Genomic DNA, 19,775 nt, shown 5'->3' with positions numbered 1-19,775 from the left:
ATTGCGCCTCACCTGGCGCAGGGTGGTTCTACACCGAACCGCGGACTATGAAAGCACCCTTATTGCGGGCATTTCGTGGCGTCCGCGCCCGGTTCGCCGCAACGGCTCTGAATATCCTTCAAAGTCTGCTTGGCATGGGTGGCGGCGGTCTTCTCGAGCGCAGCGTTCGACGCTTCGCTGGCCTTGCGGGCCGCGTCCGCCGTGCGCGGGTCGTTCTGGCCAGCGCGGGACTTCAGGCTGCCGGTGGCCTTTTCGAGCTCGGCCGGCGTCATCAGCTTGCCGGGCGGCTGGCTGCCGGCCACGTTGATGTTGGGAAACGCACCCGGCCGGTCGAGCTCCGGGTCCGGCGTGTTGTCGAACGTCTTGGACAGCTGCTGCGAGCAGCCGGCAAGCGCGGCCGCGAGCGCCAGCGCAAGGACGAACGACGCGGGGCGGTAGCGCGGGATTCCGGTCGGCTTCATCGTGAACTCATCTGGTAAGCGCGCTGACGGAGAGCGGAACGTTTCGCTCGGCGCGTGAAGTTATTACACTCTGCGCGTCCGGGGAAGCAGCGCAGCTTGTCGGACGACATACTGCGTTCGGGGAAGCGATGGCCAACGATAAATCCGGCAACGATCAAGGCAGCGTCAGCGGCAGTTCCATCAACCTCGTCGTCAAGGATCCCGAAAAGTTCGCACAGAATATCGCCCGCATGATCGAGGGGCTGACGCGCGCCGCAAACACCTATCTCAAGTCACGCGAGGACGGCCGCCTCTCCGCCGAAACGACGGACGACATCGCCGAGGTGATCCGAACCCTGGCCAAGGTGGTGGAGTACTGGACCGCCGAACCAGGCCGAAGCGTACAAGCGCAATCAAAGCTTTACGCGAATTACTTCGCGCTGTGGACGAGCATGATGCAGCGCATGTCGGGGATGCCGGCCGCGCCGGTCATCGAGCCTGGCCCGCGCGACAAGCGGTTCAAGGACCCGCAGTGGACCGAGAACCAGTTCTTCGACTTCGTGAAGCAGTTCTACCTGATCACGGCGCGCTGGGCCGAGGAGATGGTCGAGGGCGCCGCCGATCTCGACCCGCATATCCGCCTCAAGGCGGCCTTCTATGTCCGCCAGATCGCCAATGCGATCTCGCCGTCGAATTTCCTGTTCACCAACCCGGAGATCCTGCGCGACACGCTCGATTCGAGCGCCGAGAACCTGGCGCGCGGCATGGACATGCTGGCCGAGGACATCGCGGCAGGCGATGGCGAGCTGCGCATCCGCCAGACCGACACGGCGCATTTCGCCATCGGCAAGAACCTGGCGCTGACGCCCGGCAAGGTCATCCTGCAGAACGATGTCTGCCAGCTGATCCAGTACAAGGCGACGACGAAGGAGGCCCTGAAGCGTCCCCTTCTGATCGTCCCGCCCTGGATCAACAAGTTCTACATCCTCGACCTCAACCCCGAGAAATCCTTCGTCAAATGGGCGGTCGAGCAGGGTCACACCGTCTTCGTCATCTCCTGGATCAACCCCAATGAGGAGCAGGCGGCGAAGAGCTTCGAGCACTACATGCGCGAGGGCATCCTCGAATCGCTCGACACCATCCAGACCATCACCGGCGAGAAAGAGGTGAACGCGATCGGCTATTGCGTCGGCGGCACCCTGCTCTCCTACACCCTCGCCTACATGGCGGCTGTCGGCGACACCCGCGTCGCCTCGGCGACACTGTTCGCCACCCAGGTCGACTTCACCCATGCCGGCGACCTGAAGGTCTTCATCGACGAGGAGCAGATCGAGGCGGTCGAAAAGAAGATGGGCGTGCGCGGCTATCTGGAGGGGAAGAACATGACCGCCTCCTTCAACATGCTGCGCTCGAACGAACTGATCTGGTCCTATGTCGTGAACAATTATTTCCGCGGCAAGGAGCCCATTCCGTTCGATCTTCTCTACTGGAACGCCGACGCTACCCGCATGCCGGCGGCGAACCATTCGTTCTATCTGCGCAACTGCTATCTCGATAACAAACTGGCCGAAGGCGAACTCAGCGTCGACGGGCACGCCCTATCGCTCGGCGACATCACCATCCCGGTCTACAACCTCGCCACGCGCGAGGATCACATCGCTCCGGCGCGCTCGGTCTATTTCGGCTCGTCCTTCTTCGGCGGTCCGGTAACCTTCGTGCTCTCCGGATCAGGCCACATCGCCGGCGTCATCAACCCACCCGCACGCGGCAAGTACCAATACTGGACGGGCCCGGCGCCGCGTGGCGACGATTTCGACGCCTGGCTGGCGCAGGCCGAGGAACATCCGGGCTCCTGGTGGCCGCACTGGCAGGACTGGATCGCGGCGCAGGACGATCGTCGCGTCAAGGCGCGCGCGGTTGGCGGGCGCAATATCAAGCCGATCGAGGACGCGCCGGGCAGCTATGTGAAGGTGACGGCGTAGAAATGGTCACGCCCCGATGGCGCGCCCGCCCGCCGGATCGTATCGAACGATATCGTCAAACACCTCGCCGGCCTCAATGCGCTCGACAAGCCGTTTGATGACGCCAGCATCCTTGACAATGCGGCGCGCCGGTCCGAACGAGGCGCCCCCAACATGGATGCACCGGTCCACGGATGGGATATGAAGCCTCTCTCCGTCTTGAACCGCGTCCAAGGGAATATGCTCGGCATCGGCAAAGCCATACTGACCTTCCGCGAGATGCTGGTAAATACGCACCCAGTTGCGGCCACCCGTATCCAGATGTCGCGGAACGTCGTGATTGAAGTCGGGGCGGAAGCACTCGATCTTTCGGCCATCGAAAAAGCAGTAGCCGGCCCAAAGATTCCAGCCCCATGGCGACCTATTCTGCTGACCATAGACGGCCCTGCCGGCTAGCCGTTTCGCTGGGTCGAGCGCGTCGAGCGGAAACAGGTCATGGTCGATATAGCCGAAAATATCGGGCTTCCAGGCTGATAAGAGATTGGCATGGGCCCAGTTCATCGAAATGCCGTGCGATCTGCACGGGTGTCTCTCCGGGTTGCGCGGAAGCCCGATGTAGGGAATGTCTTCATCCCGACAGATCCGCTCAATAGCTCGACGGGCATCTGGTTTGTTTGAATTGTCAACAACGACCAGCGTCCCGCGCAAGTGCAATCGGGTGGTGCGAAGGAGCAGGTCGATCACCCACGGTGTGTTGAACGCGATCGCGACCGTGACGCGGTCCCGGGCACGATCGGCGTTGTCGGCAAGAAAGCGGTCGAGACCGGCAGGCCGGCTCCTTGCAAAGGCAGCGGACACCAGCTCATTGCGACAGAGCTTGAAGCCGTGCAGGAGTGGTTTGCCCCGCAACCATTCGGCCGCGGAGTAATCAGAACTCGGTCGCACGTTGCCCTCCCTGGGGAGCCTCGGGCGGGGAGCCCGAGGCAACTGTGGATCTGACCTAGGCGCCGGCCAGCGCCTGCTCGAGATCGGCGATGATGTCTTCCTTGTCCTCGATGCCGACCGACAGGCGGACGACGTCGGGGCCGGCCCCGGCCTTGGTCTTCTGGGCGTCGCTCAACTGGCGATGCGTGGTCGAGGCGGGATGGATGATCAGCGAGCGCGTATCGCCGATATTGGCGAGATGCGAGAACAGCTTGACCGACGACACCACCTCGACGCCCGCGTCATAGCCGCCCTTGAGGCCAAACGTCAGCACCGCGCCGGCGCCACGCGGGACGTAACGGCGGGCGAGGTTGTGATAGCGGTCGCCCGGCAGGCCTGCATAGCTGACCCAGCTGACGGCCGGATGATCGGCGAGATACTCCGCGACGGCCCGCGCATTGTCGGAATGGCGCTGCATGCGAAGCGGCAGCGTCTCGATGCCGGTCAGGATCAGGAACGAGTTCTGCGGCGAGATCGCCGGACCAAGGTCGCGCAGGCCGAGGACGCGCGTCGCGATGGCGAAGGCGAAGTTGCCGAAGGTCTCGGCGAGCACGAGCCCGTTATATTCCGGCAGCGGCTGCGACAGCTTCGGATAGCGCTCCTCGCGCGTCCAGTTGAAGCGGCCGCCATCGACGATGATGCCGCCCATCGAATTGCCGTGACCACCCAGGAACTTGGTGAGCGAATGGACGACGATGTCGGCGCCATGCTCGAACGGCCGGCACAGGTAGGGCGTGGCGAGCGTGTTGTCGACGATCAGCGGAACCCCTGCCCGCTTGGCGACGGCCGCGATCGCGGCGATGTCAACGACGATGCCGCCGGGATTGGCGATCGATTCGATGAAGATCGCCTTGGTCTTCGGCGTGATCGCCCGCTCGAATGAGCCGATATCGTCGGGGTCCGCCCAGACCACGTTCCAGCCGAAGCTCTTGAACGAATGGTTGAACTGGTTGATCGAGCCGCCATAGAGCTTGCTCGAGGCGACGAACTCGTCACCGGGCTGCAGCAGCGTGTGGAACACCAGCAGCTGCGCCGCGTGGCCCGAGGCCACCGCGACGGCGGCCGTGCCGCCCTCGAGCGCCGCGACCCGCTCCTCGAGCACGGCAGTGGTCGGATTGGTGATGCGCGTATAGATGTTGCCGAAGGCCTGCAGGCCGAACAGCGACGCAGCGTGGTCGACGTCGTTGAAGACGAACGAGCTGGTCTGGTAGATCGGCGTGATCCGAGCGCCGGTCGTCGGATCGGGCTGCGCGCCGGCATGCACGGCGAGCGTGGCGAACCCCGGCAGTCTGTCTTCGGCCATTCTGATCTCCTCCTCAGGGAATTCTGGTTGTGCGTGTCATCATCGATAGCCGGAGACGTCCCGGCTTGGCAGCAACTTCTTCGCCAAAAGACACGGTCGGGTAGAAACTGAATCCATGCCGCACGCGCTCGACGCGCGCGGCACCCCTCAGCCGACGAGACGCGGCCGCTCGATCGCCGGACAACGATCCATCACGACCTGGATGCCGCGCGCCTCCAGGCGCGCCGCCTCGGCATCGTTGCGGACGCCGAGCTGCATCCACACGACCTTGGGCAGCGCCGGCAGCGCGAGAACCTCGTCGACGACGACGCCGATCGCATCCGCGTTGCGGAACACGTCGACCATGTCGATCGCGGCCGGAACATCGGCCAGACGGGCATAGACGGTGCGGCCGAACAGCTGGCTGCCCGCGATGCCCGGATTGATCGGGTAGGTCTCGTAGCCCGAAGCCGTCAGGTAGCCGAGCACGCCATGGCTCGGCCGGATGGCCTTCGGGCTGGCGCCGATCAGCGCGATCGTCCGCGTCTCCGTCAGGATCGCGCGGAGATACGCGTCGTCATAGCGATCATGATTCATGCGCTCACAGCCCCGGAACGATCACCGCGGTCACCGCCCACTTGCCGTCGACCTTGCCGTAGCAGACGCTGGTCGCCTGGAAGCCGCGCGAGATGTCGTTGAGCGCGTAGCCGACCTTCGCGGACGGCAGAACGACCGAATACCAGTCGCCGTCGCCATCCTCGCCCTCGACCGAACCTTCCTGGAACGGGACGATCGTGCCGGCGGCGAGCTTCGTCAGGACCGGGGCATCGGTACTCGGCTTCTCGCGGAACTCGGTGTCCTCGGTCAGGATCCAGAGATTGCCGGAAGGCACGCCCGCCGCGTCGGCGATGGCGAGCGCCCTGTCGCGGTCGAAAATCGGTTCCGCCGGCGAACAGATCGCCCCCTTCGCCGTCTTCGAGTGACCGATCGTCTCCTCGTCCAGCGCATTGCCGAACAGGTCGACGACCAAGCCGTCGAGATCCTCGCGGCTATAGTCGACATCCCCGCTCGTCGTCAGCGCCGCGGCGTCGTCCAGACGCTGGTCGCCCGGCCGCTTTTCCGGGTCCGACAAGGGCTCCGGCGGTGTGGCCTCGGGGAACCCGATCATCACGGAATAGATCTTGACCTCCGGCGCCGCGCTCGCCTTGAGCGTGCCGACGTCGCCGGACATGATCGCCTTCCTGAGGGTCTCGACGAACGCCTTGAGCTCCGGATCGTCGGTGCCCGAGGTGTCGTATGTGACGACCATGGGCTCATACGGCTTCGGCTGCTCGTCGGCAGCGCGCGCGGACGGGCCGGAGAGCAGAAGGGCCGCACAGGCGGCGGAGGCGAGAACAAACGGCTTCATGGCTGCGATCCCGGAAGGACGGGGCGCCCCGCATCGTCGAGTGGCAGGAAGGGATTGTAGGCCACTTCCCAGAGATGGCCATCGAGATCGGCAAAATAGCCGGAATAGCCGCCCCAGAAGACCTTGGTCGCTTCCTTCACGAGGCGGGCGCCGCAATTGACGGCGTGGGCGAGCGCCGCGTCGACCTCCGCCTCGCTCGTCACGTTATGCGCGAGCGTCACGGCCCGGAAGCCGTCGCCAGCCGGCGCCACATTGGCGTCGTCGGCGAGCGCGTTGCGATCGAACAGCGCCAGCACGACGCCGGAAAGCTGGAAAAAGGTGATCGCCTCCTGGCTGGCCGAGGACGCCTGCCATCCGAGCGCCTCATAGAAGGCACGCGCCTTCGGGACGTTGGCAACGCCGAGCGTCACAATGCTGAGCCGCGGTGCGAGGCCTGTATTCGTCATGTGGTCTTCCCCGTCACGATTGGGCGGGCAGCATAACCGATCGCCCCGCCGGGTACAGCGCCCAGCAGGCTCGATCCACGAAAGCCCGCATTGGAGACGGATGGTGTGATAAAACGGCCCCGCCGAACGGGGAGCCCCAAGAGGCTACTCGGCACCGATCAGGAAGGCGAAAGCGAGCGCCGCGCCAAGCAGCACGACGAAAACCGCCAACCGAAACAACGGATGCTTCCACACAGCCCACATATGCCCTACCCCAAGATCCGATTGAAACCTGCAAACCCGAAAGCGCCACTAGGCGCAGCCTCGCCATGCTTGGCAGGCCGCGGGACAACCGGCAAGGGCCGCGCCCCCACTAATCCAGTTTGCCGACATCCTTGATCGACAAGCCGGCCCACCTTGTCGATCGCCCGAACGCCGGCAAAACGCATTTCGTCGACGGTAAAATAATACCGCACATATAAGTCTTTGAATTTACGTCGCTATTTTTAGCCGCCACTTCTGGCATGCGCTTGACGGAATCTGGCACGCAGGATACACACCCCCACGATCGACGGGACCCCGTGTCCTGTTGCCGCTAATCCTGCCCGCAAGGGCACGAGAAAACGAGTTCATCAATGAGCACCATTTCCACCAAGCCGGCGGATGTCGAGAAGAAGTGGATTCTGATCGACGCTGAAGGGCTGGTCGTTGGCCGCCTCGCCGTGATCGTCGCGAACCGCCTTCGCGGCAAGCACAAGGCCAGCTTCACGCCGCACGTCGACGATGGCGACAACGTCATCGTCATCAATGCCGACAAGGTCGTCTTCACCGGCGCCAAGTACACCGACAAGCGGTACTACTGGCACACCGGTTACGTCGGCGGCATCAAGGAGCGCAGCCCGCGCCAGATCATCGAGGGCAAGTTCCCGGAGCGCGTCCTGGAGAAGGCCGTCGAGCGCATGATCCCCGAGGGTCCGCTCGGCCGTCGCCAGCTCAAGAACCTCCGCGTCTATGGCGGCTCGTCGCATCCGCATGAGGCCCAGCAGCCGGAAGTGCTCGACGTCGGCGCCCTGAATGCCAAGAACAAGAGGATTGCCTGAACATGGCTGATCTCCAGTCCCTCCAGGACCTCGCCGTCATCTCGTCCGAGAATGCGGCTCCTGTCCATGTGCAGAAGCTCGACGCCCAGGGCCGCGCCTACGCGACCGGCAAGCGCAAGAACGCCATTGCCCGCGTCTGGATCAAGCCGGGCACCGGCAAGATCATCGTGAACGGCAAGGAGTTCAAGGGCTACTTCGCGCGCCCCGTCCTGCAGATGCTCGTTCAGCAGCCGATCGGCGTCGCCGCTCGCAGCGACCAGTACGACATCAACGCCACGGTTTCCGGCGGCGGTCTGTCGGGCCAGGCCGGCGCGCTGCGTCACGGCATCTCGAAGGCGCTGACCTACTACGAGCCCGAGCTGCGCAGCGTCCTCAAGAAGGGCGGCTTCCTGACCCGCGACAGCCGCGTCGTCGAGCGCAAGAAGTACGGCCACGCCAAGGCCCGCCGCAGCTTCCAGTTCTCGAAGCGCTAATCGGCGTCCACACGACGTTTTCGAAGGGGCGCTTCGGGCAACCGCAGCGCCCTTTTTCTATGCTTTGTGTCATCGCGACGTCACGTCGGCCGGCATGCTTGCAGGCGGCGCGCGCGTCACCATCTTCTGAGCCTGAACGGAGGCGAGCCATGGTATCCACGGTCTTCATCGACGGCGAAGCCGGCACGACGGGTCTGCAGATCCGCCAGCGGCTCGAGGGCCGCAGCGATATCCGCCTGCTGTCGATCGCGCCCGAACGGCGCAAGGAGACCGTCGCGCGGGCCGAGCTTCTGAACAGCGCCGACGCCGTCGTGCTCTGCCTGCCGGACGCCGCCTCCAAGGAAGCCGTCAGCCTGATCGACAATCCGAAGGTCAAGGTGGTCGACGCCTCGACGGCGCATCGGACCGCGGCCGACTGGACCTATGGCTTCGCCGAGCTGGACAAGTCGCAGCGGGCGGCGATCGCCGCCGCGACGCGGATTTCCAACCCCGGCTGCTACGCGACCGGCGCGATCGCCCTGCTCCGGCCGCTGGTTTCGGCCGGCCTGCTGCCCGCCTCCTGGCCGGTGACGATCAACGCCGTCTCCGGCTATTCCGGCGGCGGCAAGGCGATGATCGCCGAGTTCGAGGATCCGAATGCCGCGAACTACAGCCATGAGAATTACCGCATCTATGCGTTGCCCCTGCAGCACAAGCACGTGCCGGAGATCCAGAAGCACGGCAAGCTCGACCTGCGCCCGATCTTCGCGCCGGCCGTTGGCCGCTATGCGCAGGGCATGATCGTCGAAATCCCGCTGCATCTCGGCCAGATCCCGGGCGCGCCGAGCCTCGCCGCCGTCAACGCGGCGCTCGCCGCGCACTATGCCGGCGAGCGCTTCGTGACGGTCGCGGATCTCGCCGAGAGCGGCGCCATGACCGGCCTCGATCCCGAGGGCCTGAACGGCACCAACCGGATGAAGCTCTTCACCTTCGGCACCGAGGGCGCCGGCCAGGTCCGCCTCGTCGCCCTGCTCGACAATCTCGGCAAGGGCGCCTCCGGCGCCGCGGTCCAGAACCTCAATCTGGTTCTCGGACTCGACGAGGCCAGCGGCCTCAACTGAACATCCGCGCCGCGACGGGACCTCTCCGGAGAGCCGGATCCCGTCGCCGCTCCCGCGCATTTGTTCGACGGCCGGCCTCGCCGGCCGTTTCCTTGACGCAGCGTCGGCGCTACCCTGAGTTTAGCCGCCCCAATGAGGCGGCATGAACGGAGGGAGCACGACATGCCAGGCACCGTCCTTCTTCATCCCGTCATAGACAAGGGCATTCGCCCGGGCGCCGAGAATTTCGCCGGCGGGACGCTACTCTGCCATTGCCTCGATAATCCGGTGAAGGTGACCGTCAAGGGACAGGTCGCCCATAACCACGCCTGCGGCTGCACCCAGTGCTGGAAGCCGGAGGGCGCGATCGTCTCGATCGTCGCCGTCGTGCCGACCGAGAACGTCACGGTGAGCGCCAACGGCGACAAGCTGAAGCTGGTCAATCCGGACGCCACGATCCGGCGCCACGCCTGCAAGGTCTGCGGCGTGCACATGCATGGCCCGGTCGAGAAGGACCACGCCTTCAAGGGGCTCACCTTCGTGCATCCGGAACTGTCGCGCGAGGATGGCTGGCAGGCGCCGCAGTTCGGCGCCTTCGTCTCGTCGCTGATCGAGGGCGGCGTCAAGCCGGACAAGATGGCCGGCATCCGCGCCCGCTTCCACGAGCTCGGCCTCGAACCCTATGACTGCCTGTCGCCGACGCTGATGGACGCCTTGGCGATCTTCGCGGCGAAGAAATCCGGCGTGCTGAAGGAGTGAAGGTCGGCAGGCAGGTCCCTAGACCGCCTGCCCCGCCACCCAGCCGGACGACCAGGCCCACTGGAAATTATAGCCGCCGAGCCAGCCGGTCACGTCGACCACCTCGCCGATGAAATAGAGGCCGGGTACATCGCGCGCCTCCATCGTCTTCGAATCGAGGTCACTGGTGTCGACGCCGCCAAGCGTGACCTCGGCCGTCCGGTAGCCTTCCGAGCCCAGCGGCTTCACCCGCCAGGCGTTGATCGACGCCTCGACGCGTCGGAGCACTTTGTCGGACAGATCGGCGAGATTGCCCTTCCCCCCCGCCTCGTCGGCGATCAGCTGCGCCAACCGCTTCGGCAGCAGCGTCGCGAGCACCGTGCCGAGCGCCTGCTTGCCGCGATCGGCCTTGGCCGCCTTCAGCTCCGCGAACAGATCGGTTCCCGGCAGCATCGCGAGCGTGATCTCGTCGCCCTCGCGCCAATAGGAGGAGATTTGCAGGATCGCCGGACCCGAGAGGCCGCGATGCGTGAACAGCATCGCCTCGGTGAAGCTCGTCTTGCCGTGTTTCGCGATCGCATCGACAGCAACGCCGGCGAGCGGCGTCAGCCGTTCCAGCATCGCGCCATCGAAGGTCAGCGGTACGAGGCCCGGGCGGGTCTCGACGAGCTTCAGCCCGAACTGGCTGGCGATCTCGTAGCCGAACCCGGTCGCGCCCATCTTGGGGATCGACTTGCCGCCGCTCGCGATCACCAGCGACTTGCAGACGACGTCGCCAGACGCGGTCGCGACGCGAAACCCGCCATCGACGCGATGCTCGACCCGCTTCACCGCCGTGCCAAGCCGGAGCTCGACGCCGGCGCGCTGCATCTCCGCGACCAGCATCTCGATGATCTGCTTCGACGAGCCGTCGCAGAAGAGCTGGCCCAGGGTCTTCTCGTGATAGGTGATGCCATGCCGCTCGACGAGGCCGATGAAATCGCGCTGCGTGTAGCGCGAGAGCGCAGAGATGCAGAAGCGCGGGTTCTGCGAGATGAAGTTCTTCGGTGCGGCGTTCACATTGGTGAAGTTGCAGCGACCGCCGCCAGAAATGCGAATCTTGTCGCCGGCCGACGACGAATGATCGATGACCGCGACCCTGCGCCCACGCTTGCCCGCCTCGATCGCGCACATCATACCGGCTGCGCCGGCGCCGATCACGACGACGTCGAAGAAGTTCGAAGGAGATGCCGTCACGCCGACGCTCCGAACACCTGCTCGATGTCGGCGGCCGTCAGCAGCCGGTAGGCGCCGGGCTCGAGATCGGCGGGAAGGTCCAACAGGCCGATCCGGTCGCGATGCAGAGCCGTGACGTGGTTGCCGACCGCCGCGAACATCCGGCGCACCTGGTGATAGCGCCCCTCATGCAGCGTCAGCGTCGCCTGCTTCGGCCCGACGACTTCCATCTCGGCCGGCAAAAGCGGCTTTTCCTCGCCTTCGAGCATCAAGCCGCCCGCCGCGAAGATCGCCGCCTCGTCGCCGTTCAAGGGCCGGTCGAGCGTCACCTGGTAGCGCTTCGGCACGTGATGGCGGGGCGAGATGATGCGATGGAGCAGCGCTCCGTCATCGGTCATCAGCAGCAAACCGGACGTTTCCTTGTCGAGCCGGCCGACCGTCGAAATCACCGGATCGCGGCGGCGCCAACGCTCGGGCAGCAGCGAATAAATCAGCGCGCCGGTCTCCTTGTGCGAGCAGGTGACGCCGAGGGGCTTGTGGATCATCAGCGCCAGGCCCGGCGGCGGATCGAGCGGCTCGCCGGAGACGGTCATGCGGGTCGCGAGATCGGCCTTCACATAGACATGCTGGGCCGGATCGGTCTCGGCCTCGCCGTCGAGGATGACGCGGCCGGAATGGATCAGCCCCTGCACCTCGCGGCGGGTGCCATAGCCGAGATTGGCAAGCAGCCTGTCGAGCCGCGCCGAGGGAATGGATTTGCTCATTTGCGCGCCTCGTAGATCTTGAAGCCATCCGCCTCGGCAACCAGCGTCGACCGGGCGAACAGCGCCTTCAGGGGCTCTTCGTAGGGAAGATGACGATTGGCCGTCAGCCAGCAGCGACCGCCCTTGGCGAGCGATTCCGCGGCGCGACGGATGAAGGTCTGGCCGAGAGCCCGATCCTCGGCGCCGCCATCGTGGAAGGGCGGGTTCATGACGACGAAGTCGAGATCGGCAGGCAGGTCGCGCGCGCTACGCAGGTCCACCCAGCGGATGTCGGCACGCGGATCGACGACGTTGCGCGCCGCCGCTTCGGTGGCGCGGCGATCGATATCGAGCATCAGGAGCGACGTGACCGTATCCCCCGCGAGCACGGCGCGCGCCAGATAGCCTAGGCCGCAGCCGAAATCGGCGCCCCGGCCCGAAAGCACCGGCAGATGTTTCAGGAGCAGCGCGCTGCCGGGATCGATGCGGTTCCACGAGAACACGCCGGGCTGCGACCAGAGCCCGGTCTCCGGCACGAATTGCTGCGCGCCGGCCTCCAGAGCCTCGGCCAGGCCAACGAGTTCGTCGGGACGGGTGGCGACGCAGACGCGGTGGTGGCGGAGCGGCGTCTCGTGGATCTCGCAGCCGAAACCGCGCAGCTCCTTGGCGAGCCGCGAGCCGCCCTTGTCCTTCGGCGCCATCACGGTAAACGACGCGCCAGGCTTCAGCGCGCGCAGGGCCTGGGCGATCTCGAAGCGGCGCTCGATCGTGCCCGGAGGCGCCAGCATCACCATGGCGTCGAGCGAGGCATCGGGACGGCGCTCCAGCGCCGCGCTGCCCGGGACGAGCGGCGAGAACTGGATGGCGCCGCGCGGCACATCGGCCAGTTCCTGCGGCGGCGCGCCATAGACGCCTGTGGTCGATTCTTCGGTCATCGAACTCTCGTGCACATTTTGTGCTGTTCCTAGCCTGCCTGCCGCCATGGTGAAAGGTTGGCTCGCCGTTCTAATCTCGGCCCGAGGAGAATCATGCCCCCATGCGACCGGAAATCCTGAACCCGCTGTTCCGTCCCGTGACGAGCCTAACCGGCGTCGGCCCGAAGATCGGCGAGGCGATGGGCCGGCTGCTCGGCACGGGCGAGGCCGGCGACCCGCCGCGCGTCACGGATCTCCTGCTGCATATTCCGGTCGGGCTGATCGACCGCCGCAACCAGCCCGGCATCGCGCTTTCGCCCGAAGGCGCCATCGTCACGCTGGAAGTCCGGATCGACCGCCACATGCCGCCGCCGCGCGGCAACCGGCGCGTTCCCTATCGCGTCATGGCGCATGACGAGACGGGAGAGATCGGCCTGGTCTTCTTCCGCGGCGACCAGGCTTTTCTCGAACGTGCCATGCCCGTCGGCGAGACGCGCTTCATCAGCGGCAAGGTCGAGTGGTTCAACGGCCGGCCGCAGATGGTCCATCCCGACCACATCGTCGACCGCGAGGCCTTCGAGAGCCTGCCGATGGTCGAGCCCGTCTATCCGATGACGGCGGGCCTCGCTCGCAAGACGCTCGGCCGCGCCATCCGCTCCGCCCTCGACAGCCTGCCGGACCTGCCGGAATGGAATGATCCGCCGCTGATGGCCCGCCGGCGCTGGCCGAGCTTCAAGGATGCGCTGGAGACGGTGCACGCGCCGACGACGCCGGCCGACCTCGCGCCGGAGGGGCCGTCGATCAGCCGCCTCGCCTATGACGAGTTCCTTGCAAACCAGCTGGCGCTGATGCTGACGCGCGCCAATCTCCGCAAGGCAACCGGCCGCGCGCGGATCGGCGACGGGCGTATGCGCCGCGCCATCCTCGCCGCCCTTCCCTTCACGCTGACCGGCAGCCAGCAGGCGGCGATCGCCGAGATCGAGCAGGATCTCGCCTCGAACGAGCGGATGCTGCGCCTGCTGCAGGGCGATGTCGGCTCGGGCAAGACCATGGTCGGCCTGATGGCGGCGGCGACCGTGATCGAAGCCGGCAGCCAGGCGGCGCTGATGGCGCCGACCGAGCTGCTGGCGCGCCAGCACGCCAAGACGCTGCAGCCGCTCGCCGAAGCAGCCGGCATCCGCATGGCGATCCTGACCGGCCGCGAGAAGGGCCGCGAACGGGCCGAGATCCTCGCAGGCCTCGACGACGGGTCGATCGACCTCGTCGTCGGCACGCATGCCGTGTTCCAGGCGGGCGTGGAATTCCGCGATCTCGCACTCGCCATCGTCGACGAGCAACACCGTTTCGGCGTGCACCAGCGATTGGCGCTCTCGGCCAAGGGCGCGGCAACCGACATCCTCGTCATGACGGCGACGCCGATCCCGCGCACGCTGGTGCTGACCGCCTTCGGCGACATGGACGTCTCGAAACTCCCCGACAAGCCGGCAGGCCGCCAACCGGTCGAGACGCGAACCGTACCGCTCGAGCGGCTCGACCAGGTCGTGGCGCGCATCCGCGCCGCGATCGCCGAGGGCGCCAAGGCCTATTGGGTCTGCCCGCTGGTCGAGGAATCCGAAGAGGTCGACGCCGCCGCGGCGCAGGACCGCTTCGTCGATCTGGAGCGGGTGCTTGGACCGGTCGTCGGCCTCGTGCATGGCCGCATGAAGGCTGCCGAGAAGGACGAGGCGATGCGTCGCTTCCAGCGCGGTGAAACCCGCGTGCTGGTCGCCACCACCGTGATCGAGGTCGGCGTCGACGTGCCCGACGCGACGATCATGGTCATCGAGCATGCCGAGCGCTTCGGCCTTGCGCAGCTGCACCAGCTGCGCGGCCGCGTCGGGCGCGGCTCCAAGGCATCGACCTGCCTGCTGCTCTACAAGGGCCCGCTCGGCGAGGTGGCGCATGACCGGCTCGCCATCATGCGCGACACCGAGGACGGCTTCCGCATCGCCGAAGAGGACCTTCGCCTGCGCGGCGAGGGCGAGTTGCTCGGCACGCGGCAGTCCGGCACGCCGGGTTTCAAGGTCGCCCGCTTCGAGCATCACGGCGCGCTGCTGGACGTCGCTCGCGACGATGCCCGCCTGATCGTCGAGAAGGACCCCGCCCTCACCTCGCCGCGCGGCGAGGCCTTGCGCCTGCTGCTCTATCTGTTCGGCCGCGACGAGGCGATCAAGCTGCTCAGGGCAGGGTGATACATGATGACGTCGTGATTTCATGGTCCATCGAGGCTATTGAGGTGCCACTGACGTCGAAGCAGCATCCCTGACATGAGACTTGCCTCCCTCCTCGATCGAGCCTTGAGCCGGGGCCGCGTGCTCGTCCGCACCGGTGAACCCGCCCTGCTCGTCGTGGCGGCGGTGATCGGCTGTCTCGCCGGCGTGGCCGTCACGGTGATGAGCCGACTGGCGCAATGGCTGCACGTCGTCCTGTTCGCGATCGGCCGTGACGACTTCCTGAGCGCCACAACGACGATCACGCCGTCCTGGCGGGTTCTGGCGACCGCCGGAGGCGGGCTGCTGCTCGGGGCCGTCTATCTGCTCTTCCGGCGCTCCCAGCAGATCGTCGACCCGATCGAGGCCAACGCACTGCATGGCGGCCGCATGTCGCTGCGCGACAGCCTGCGCGTCGCGTTCGAAGCCGTCGTCTCGAACGGTTCCGGCGCCTCGGTCGGCCTCGAGGCCGGCTATACGCAGCTCGGCGGCGCCATGGCTTCGCGGATCGGCCAGCGCCTGCACCTGCGCCGCGCCGACCTGCGGACGGCCGTCGGCTGCGGCGCGGCCGGCGCCATCGCCGCCGCCTTCAGCGCCCCCCTGACGGGCGCCTTCTACAGCTTCGAGCTGATCATCGGCGTCTACAGCGTCGCCAACATCGCGCCGGTGATGACCGCGGCGATCTCCGGCTTTCTCGTCGCCCAGGGCCTCGGGGCGGCCGCCTACACCATCGAGGTGCCGGACTCGCTGACCCTGCAGGCCGTGGACTATCCGCCCTATCTGATCCTCGGCATCCTGGCAGGGCTGGCCGCGATCGCCATCATGCGGCTGGTCACGCTCGCCGACATCGCCTTCCAGAAGAGCCGCCTGCCCCGCGCCATCCGCCCCACGGTCGGCGGGCTCCTCATCGGCGCCATGGCGCTCTATACGCCGCAGGTGCTCGCGGCGGGGCATGGCGCCATGCACCTGAACCTCGTCCAGGCGGTTCCCGTCGGCCTGCTGTTGACGGTTCTGGTAATGAAGATCGCCAGCGTCGCGGTGTCGCTCGGCTCCGGCTTTCGTGGCGGCATGTTCTTCGCGTCGCTGTTCCTCGGCGCGCTGTTCGGCAAGCTGTTCGCGATGGGGGTCACGGCCATCGTCCCGACCAGCAGCATCGACCCCGCCGCCGCGGCCATCGTCGCCATGAGCGCGCTCGGCGTCGGCATTGTCGGCGGCCCGCTGACCATGACCTTCCTGGCCCTGGAGGCGACTGGCGACCTCGCCATCACCGGCATCGTGCTGGCGGCGTCGCTCCTGTCCGCGATCACCGTGCGCGAGCTCTTCGGCTATTCGTTCTCGACCTGGCGCCTGCATCTGCGCGGCGAGACGATCCGCAGCGCCATCGATGTCGGCTGGCTGCGCGGCCTGACGGTGGGACGGATGATGCGAACGGATGTGCGAACGGTGCTCGCCACCATGCCGGCCGACGCCTTCCGCAGCCTCTTCCCCCTCGGCTCGACGCAGCGCGTCGTCGTCACCGACGCGGACGGCCGCTACGCCGGCATTGTCCTGGTGGCGGAGATCCATTCCGCCCCGGCCTCGTCCGAGGACGAGACGATCCAGCCCTTCTGCCGGCATGCGGACAAGATGCTCTATCCCAGCATGAGCGCCCAGGCGGCCGCGAAGGTCTTCGAGATGGCCGAAAGCGAGGAACTCGTCGTGGTCGACGGCTCGTCGACGCGCCAGGTCGTCGGACTTCTCACCGAGGCGCACCTCTTCCGCCGCTATGCCGAGGAGCTCGACAAGGCCCGCCGCAACCTTGCCGGCGAGAGCTGAAAAACTTCGGCAAGAAGACCTTCGACTTCGACAACACGGCGACCAGCCGCGGCGACGTCAGCGCCAGCATCGTGCGCGCCGGTCTGAACCACCGCTTCTGATCGAGGCGAGACGACAGGAACAAGAAGCCCGGTCGCGAGACCGGGCTTTTCTCTTGGAGGCTCAGGAACCGGCGCGGCGTGTCAGAACCGGCGCGGCCGGCGACACGGCCGGCTTCTCGACGGCGTCGCTGTATTCGGGCGCCACCAGGCCGGCGGAAATCACCAGCTTCGCCGCCTCCTCGACGGTCATGTCGAGTTCGATCAGCTCGGAGCGGCGCACGAACATCATGAAGCCGGCGGTCGGCGCCGGCGTCGGCGGCAGGAAGACGGTCACCCACTCCTCGCCATCCTTGCCGATCTTCTGCCGGATCTCGCCCTTCGTCTCGGTGGCGATGAAGACGATCGACCAGACGCCCTTGCGCGGGAACTCGATCAGCGCTGCCTTCTGGAACGACTTGCCGCCCTTGCCGGACAGCACCGTCTCGAACAGCTGCTTCAGCGCGCTGTAGAGATTGCGCACGAGCGGCGTGTGGTTGAGCAGTTGCTCGCCGAAGCGGACCAGCGAGCGGCCGACGAAGTTCGCCGTCAGGAAGCCGAGCAGCGTCAGCGCGACGACGGCGACAAAGACGCCGAAGCCCGGCACCGAGAACGGCAGATAGGCGTCCGGGCTGTATTCGAGCGGAATGACCGGCTTCACCCAGCCATCGATCCATTTGATCAGCGACCAGGTCAGGTAGATCGTGATCGAGATCGGCGCGGCGATGACGAGGCCGGTCAGGAAATAGTTCCGCAACCGCGTGATCAGCCGGCTGCCGCCCGTTTCGACGATAGGGGGAAGCTCGGGGTCCTGAAAGCTCATGTGCCGCCCATGCGTCCGATTCAATGCATGCCAAGCGCCATTATGACGGCTGGCCGGTCGATAGCCAGATCCTACTGCGCCGCACAGCCCCGGCAGCCGAATCTCCGGCTGCCGGCTCGATCGAGCGCCCGCGCCGCTACTCGACGGTCACCGACTTGGCGAGGTTGCGCGGCTGGTCGACGTCCGTGCCCATGAAGACGGCCGTGTGATAGGCGAGCAACTGGACGGGGATCGTGTAGACCAGCGGCGTGACGCTCGCCGGCATCTCCGGCAGCACGATCGTCGCCATCGTATCCATCGCCGCCGCGTCGCGGCCCTTGGCGTCGGTGATCAGGATGATCCGCCCGCCGCGCGCCGCGACCTCCTGCATGTTGGAAACGGTCTTCTCGAAGATGTGGTCGTAGGGCGCGATCACGACGACCGGCATCTCCTCGTCGATCAGCGCGATCGGGCCATGCTTCAGCTCGCCGGCGGCATAGCCCTCGGCGTGAATATAGGAGATTTCCTTGAGCTTGAGCGCGCCCTCGAGGGCGATCGGATAGCTCGTGCCACGACCGAGATAGAGGCAGTGCTTGACCTTGGCGAGATCGCGCGCCAGCGCCTCGATCTGGTCCTCGAGCTTCAGCGCCTCGTGCATCAGGCGCGGCACCTCGCTGAGCGCGCGGACGAGCGCCTGCTCCTCTGCGGCGGAGAGAACGCCGCGCGCGCGGCCGGCCGCGACGGCGGTGGCCGCCAGCACGGAGAGCTGCGCGGTGAATGCCTTGGTCGAGGCGACGCCGATCTCCGGTCCCGCCAGCGTCGGCAGCACGACATCCGCCTCGCGGGCGATCGTCGATTCGCGGACATTGACCACGGCGCCGATCTTCTGGCCCTGGCTCTTGGCATAGCGCAGCGAGGCGAGCGTGTCGGCGGTCTCGCCGGACTGCGAAATCACGATCGACAGCCCGTCCTTCGAGAGCGGCGGCTCGCGATAGCGGAACTCCGAGGCGATATCGATGTCGACCGGCAGGCGCGCGAAGCGCTCGAACCAGTATTTCGCGACGAAGCCGGCATAGAAGGCCGTGCCGCAGGCGGTAATCGACAACCTGTCGACGGTGGCGAAATCGATGCCCTCGGGAACCCGGGCGCTGCCGCTGACGAGATCGAGATAGCGCGCCAGCGTATGGCCGACCACCTCCGGCTGCTCGTGCACTTCCTTGACCATGAAATGACGATGATTGCCCTTGTCGACGACATGCGTCGTGCCCTGCAGATGGATCAGCGGACGGCTCACCTCATTGCCGGCCTCGTCATAGATGGTCGCGCCGCCGCGGGTCAGCACCACCCAGTCGCCGTCATTCAGATAGGTCACCTCGTCGGTGAACGGACCGAGCGCGATGGCATCGGATCCCAGGAACATCTCGCCCGTTCCCCAGCCGACGGCGAGCGGGCTGCCGCGCCGCGCGCCGATCAGAAGGTCCTGCTCGCCCTCGAACAGGAAGGCGAGCGAGAAGGCGCCGGTGAGCCGGGCCAGCACCTGCCGGACGGCGTCCTTCGGCGTCATGCCGGCGGCGAGGTTGACCGTGACGAGATGGGCGATCACCTCCGTGTCGGTGTCCGACTCGAAGCGGCGCCCGGCCGCCTCCATCTCCAACCGCAGCTCGCGGAAATTCTCGATGATGCCATTGTGGACGACGGCGAGCCGTTCGGTCGCGTGCGGATGCGCGTTGCGCTCGGTCGGCGCGCCATGCGTCGCCCAGCGCGTGTGGCCGATGCCGGACAGGCCGGCGCGCGGCGCGGCGCCGAGCTTGGCGTCGAGATTGCGCAGCTTGCCCTCGGCGCGCAGGCGAACCAGATGCCCGTCCTCGAGCGTCGCGATGCCGGCGGAATCATAGCCGCGATATTCGAGCCGCTTCAGCGCGTCGACGAGCAGCGGAGCGACCGGAGTCCGCCCCAGAATACCGATAATTCCGCACATGCAGCAGTTCCTCGTTGGCCGATTCCCGATGGGGCCGGCACATCCATCAATTCATGAGGCCTCTTAGCGTCTTCGGCCAAGTGACCGAAATC

Annotated in this window: 18 protein-coding genes; 7 read left to right on the top strand and 11 right to left on the bottom strand. The window is 66.5% G+C overall.

Annotated elements, in window-relative coordinates:
• Positions 1-59: 59 nt before the first annotated feature.
• On the bottom strand, positions 60-461 hold the full coding sequence (locus tag G539_RS0101495; protein WP_029073630.1) for a hypothetical protein: 402 nt from the start codon (positions 459-461) through the stop codon (positions 60-62).
• A 128-nt stretch (positions 462-589) separates the two neighbouring features.
• Here G539_RS0101495 and G539_RS0101490 point away from each other — a divergent pair, with 128 nt between their 5' ends.
• Positions 590-2,422: a PHA/PHB synthase family protein gene (locus G539_RS0101490; protein WP_051230998.1), complete on the top strand. Its 1,833-nt coding sequence runs from the start codon at positions 590-592 to the stop codon at positions 2,420-2,422.
• Between the two features lie 6 nt (positions 2,423-2,428).
• On the opposite strand, the gene G539_RS26905 is transcribed toward G539_RS0101490, so the two are convergent.
• The 5 genes from G539_RS26905 to G539_RS0101465 form a co-directional block, all read right to left on the bottom strand.
• Entirely contained in the window at positions 2,429-3,346 is a 918-nt protein-coding gene (locus G539_RS26905) for a hypothetical protein (protein WP_156911740.1), read from the bottom strand.
• A 55-nt stretch (positions 3,347-3,401) separates the two neighbouring features.
• A complete protein-coding gene (locus G539_RS0101480) occupies positions 3,402-4,688 on the bottom strand; it encodes an O-acetylhomoserine aminocarboxypropyltransferase (protein ID WP_029073628.1) in 1,287 nt (428 codons plus the stop codon).
• A 147-nt stretch (positions 4,689-4,835) separates the two neighbouring features.
• Positions 4,836-5,264, bottom strand: a complete 429-nt coding sequence (locus tag G539_RS0101475) for a CoA-binding protein (protein ID WP_029073627.1) — start codon at positions 5,262-5,264, stop codon at positions 4,836-4,838.
• Between the two features lie 4 nt (positions 5,265-5,268).
• A complete protein-coding gene (locus tag G539_RS0101470) occupies positions 5,269-6,075 on the bottom strand; it encodes an SH3 domain-containing protein (protein WP_029073626.1) in 807 nt (268 codons plus the stop codon).
• A complete protein-coding gene (locus G539_RS0101465; RefSeq protein WP_029073625.1) occupies positions 6,072-6,521 on the bottom strand; it encodes a VOC family protein in 450 nt (149 codons plus the stop codon). Before G539_RS0101465 ends, G539_RS0101470 begins: the two co-directional genes overlap by 4 nt.
• Before the next feature lie 614 nt (positions 6,522-7,135).
• Between G539_RS0101465 and rplM the strand changes: the two genes are divergently transcribed.
• From rplM to gfa, 4 genes are all read left to right on the top strand, one after another.
• Positions 7,136-7,600, top strand: coding sequence for a 50S ribosomal protein L13 (gene rplM / locus G539_RS0101455; protein WP_029073624.1), 465 nt, complete (start codon positions 7,136-7,138; stop codon positions 7,598-7,600).
• A gap of 2 nt (positions 7,601-7,602) precedes the next feature.
• Positions 7,603-8,073 carry a 30S ribosomal protein S9 gene (rpsI, locus tag G539_RS0101450; protein WP_035829813.1) on the top strand — a complete coding sequence of 157 codons (471 nt, stop codon included), beginning with the start codon at positions 7,603-7,605 and terminating at the stop codon, positions 8,071-8,073.
• Between the two features lie 149 nt (positions 8,074-8,222).
• On the top strand, positions 8,223-9,173 hold the full coding sequence (gene argC, locus G539_RS0101445) for an N-acetyl-gamma-glutamyl-phosphate reductase (RefSeq protein WP_029073622.1): 951 nt from the start codon (positions 8,223-8,225) through the stop codon (positions 9,171-9,173).
• A 162-nt stretch (positions 9,174-9,335) separates the two neighbouring features.
• Complete coding sequence (gene gfa, locus G539_RS0101440; protein WP_029073621.1) at positions 9,336-9,911, top strand: S-(hydroxymethyl)glutathione synthase; 576 nt, start codon at positions 9,336-9,338, stop codon at positions 9,909-9,911.
• An 18-nt stretch (positions 9,912-9,929) separates the two neighbouring features.
• Here gfa and G539_RS0101435 read toward each other — a convergent pair whose 3' ends face one another.
• From G539_RS0101435 to G539_RS0101425, 3 genes are read right to left on the bottom strand one after another with little or no spacing between them, the layout of a single operon-like run.
• Positions 9,930-11,126, bottom strand: coding sequence for a BaiN/RdsA family NAD(P)/FAD-dependent oxidoreductase (locus G539_RS0101435; RefSeq protein WP_035829811.1), 1,197 nt, complete (start codon positions 11,124-11,126; stop codon positions 9,930-9,932).
• Positions 11,123-11,869, bottom strand: coding sequence for a pseudouridine synthase (locus G539_RS0101430; protein ID WP_210162773.1), 747 nt, complete (start codon positions 11,867-11,869; stop codon positions 11,123-11,125). Before G539_RS0101430 ends, G539_RS0101435 begins: the two co-directional genes overlap by 4 nt.
• Entirely contained in the window at positions 11,866-12,783 is a 918-nt protein-coding gene (locus tag G539_RS0101425) for a class I SAM-dependent methyltransferase (protein WP_029073618.1), read from the bottom strand. Before G539_RS0101425 ends, G539_RS0101430 begins: the two co-directional genes overlap by 4 nt.
• 101 nt (positions 12,784-12,884) lie before the next feature.
• Between G539_RS0101425 and recG the strand changes: the two genes are divergently transcribed.
• Positions 12,885-14,993 carry an ATP-dependent DNA helicase RecG gene (gene recG / locus G539_RS0101420; protein ID WP_029073617.1) on the top strand — a complete coding sequence of 703 codons (2,109 nt, stop codon included), beginning with the start codon at positions 12,885-12,887 and terminating at the stop codon, positions 14,991-14,993.
• A gap of 75 nt (positions 14,994-15,068) precedes the next feature.
• A complete protein-coding gene (locus tag G539_RS0101415; protein WP_035829808.1) occupies positions 15,069-16,826 on the top strand; it encodes a chloride channel protein in 1,758 nt (585 codons plus the stop codon).
• A 162-nt stretch (positions 16,827-16,988) separates the two neighbouring features.
• Here G539_RS0101415 and G539_RS0101410 read toward each other — a convergent pair whose 3' ends face one another.
• Positions 16,989-17,726, bottom strand: a complete 738-nt coding sequence (locus tag G539_RS0101410) for a DUF502 domain-containing protein (protein WP_051230996.1) — start codon at positions 17,724-17,726, stop codon at positions 16,989-16,991.
• A gap of 136 nt (positions 17,727-17,862) precedes the next feature.
• The gene (glmS, locus tag G539_RS0101405; RefSeq protein ID WP_029073614.1) at positions 17,863-19,683 is read right to left on the bottom strand and encodes a glutamine--fructose-6-phosphate transaminase (isomerizing); all 1,821 of its coding nucleotides are present in this window, start codon (positions 19,681-19,683) and stop codon (positions 17,863-17,865) included.
• Positions 19,684-19,775: the final 92 nt, after the last annotated feature.

The organism is Kaistia adipata DSM 17808, assembly GCF_000423225.1.
Classification (GTDB): domain Bacteria; phylum Pseudomonadota; class Alphaproteobacteria; order Rhizobiales; family Kaistiaceae; genus Kaistia; species Kaistia adipata.
The sequence above is the reverse complement of the archived record's forward strand: the minus strand, read 5'-3'. Positions and strand labels throughout refer to the sequence as shown.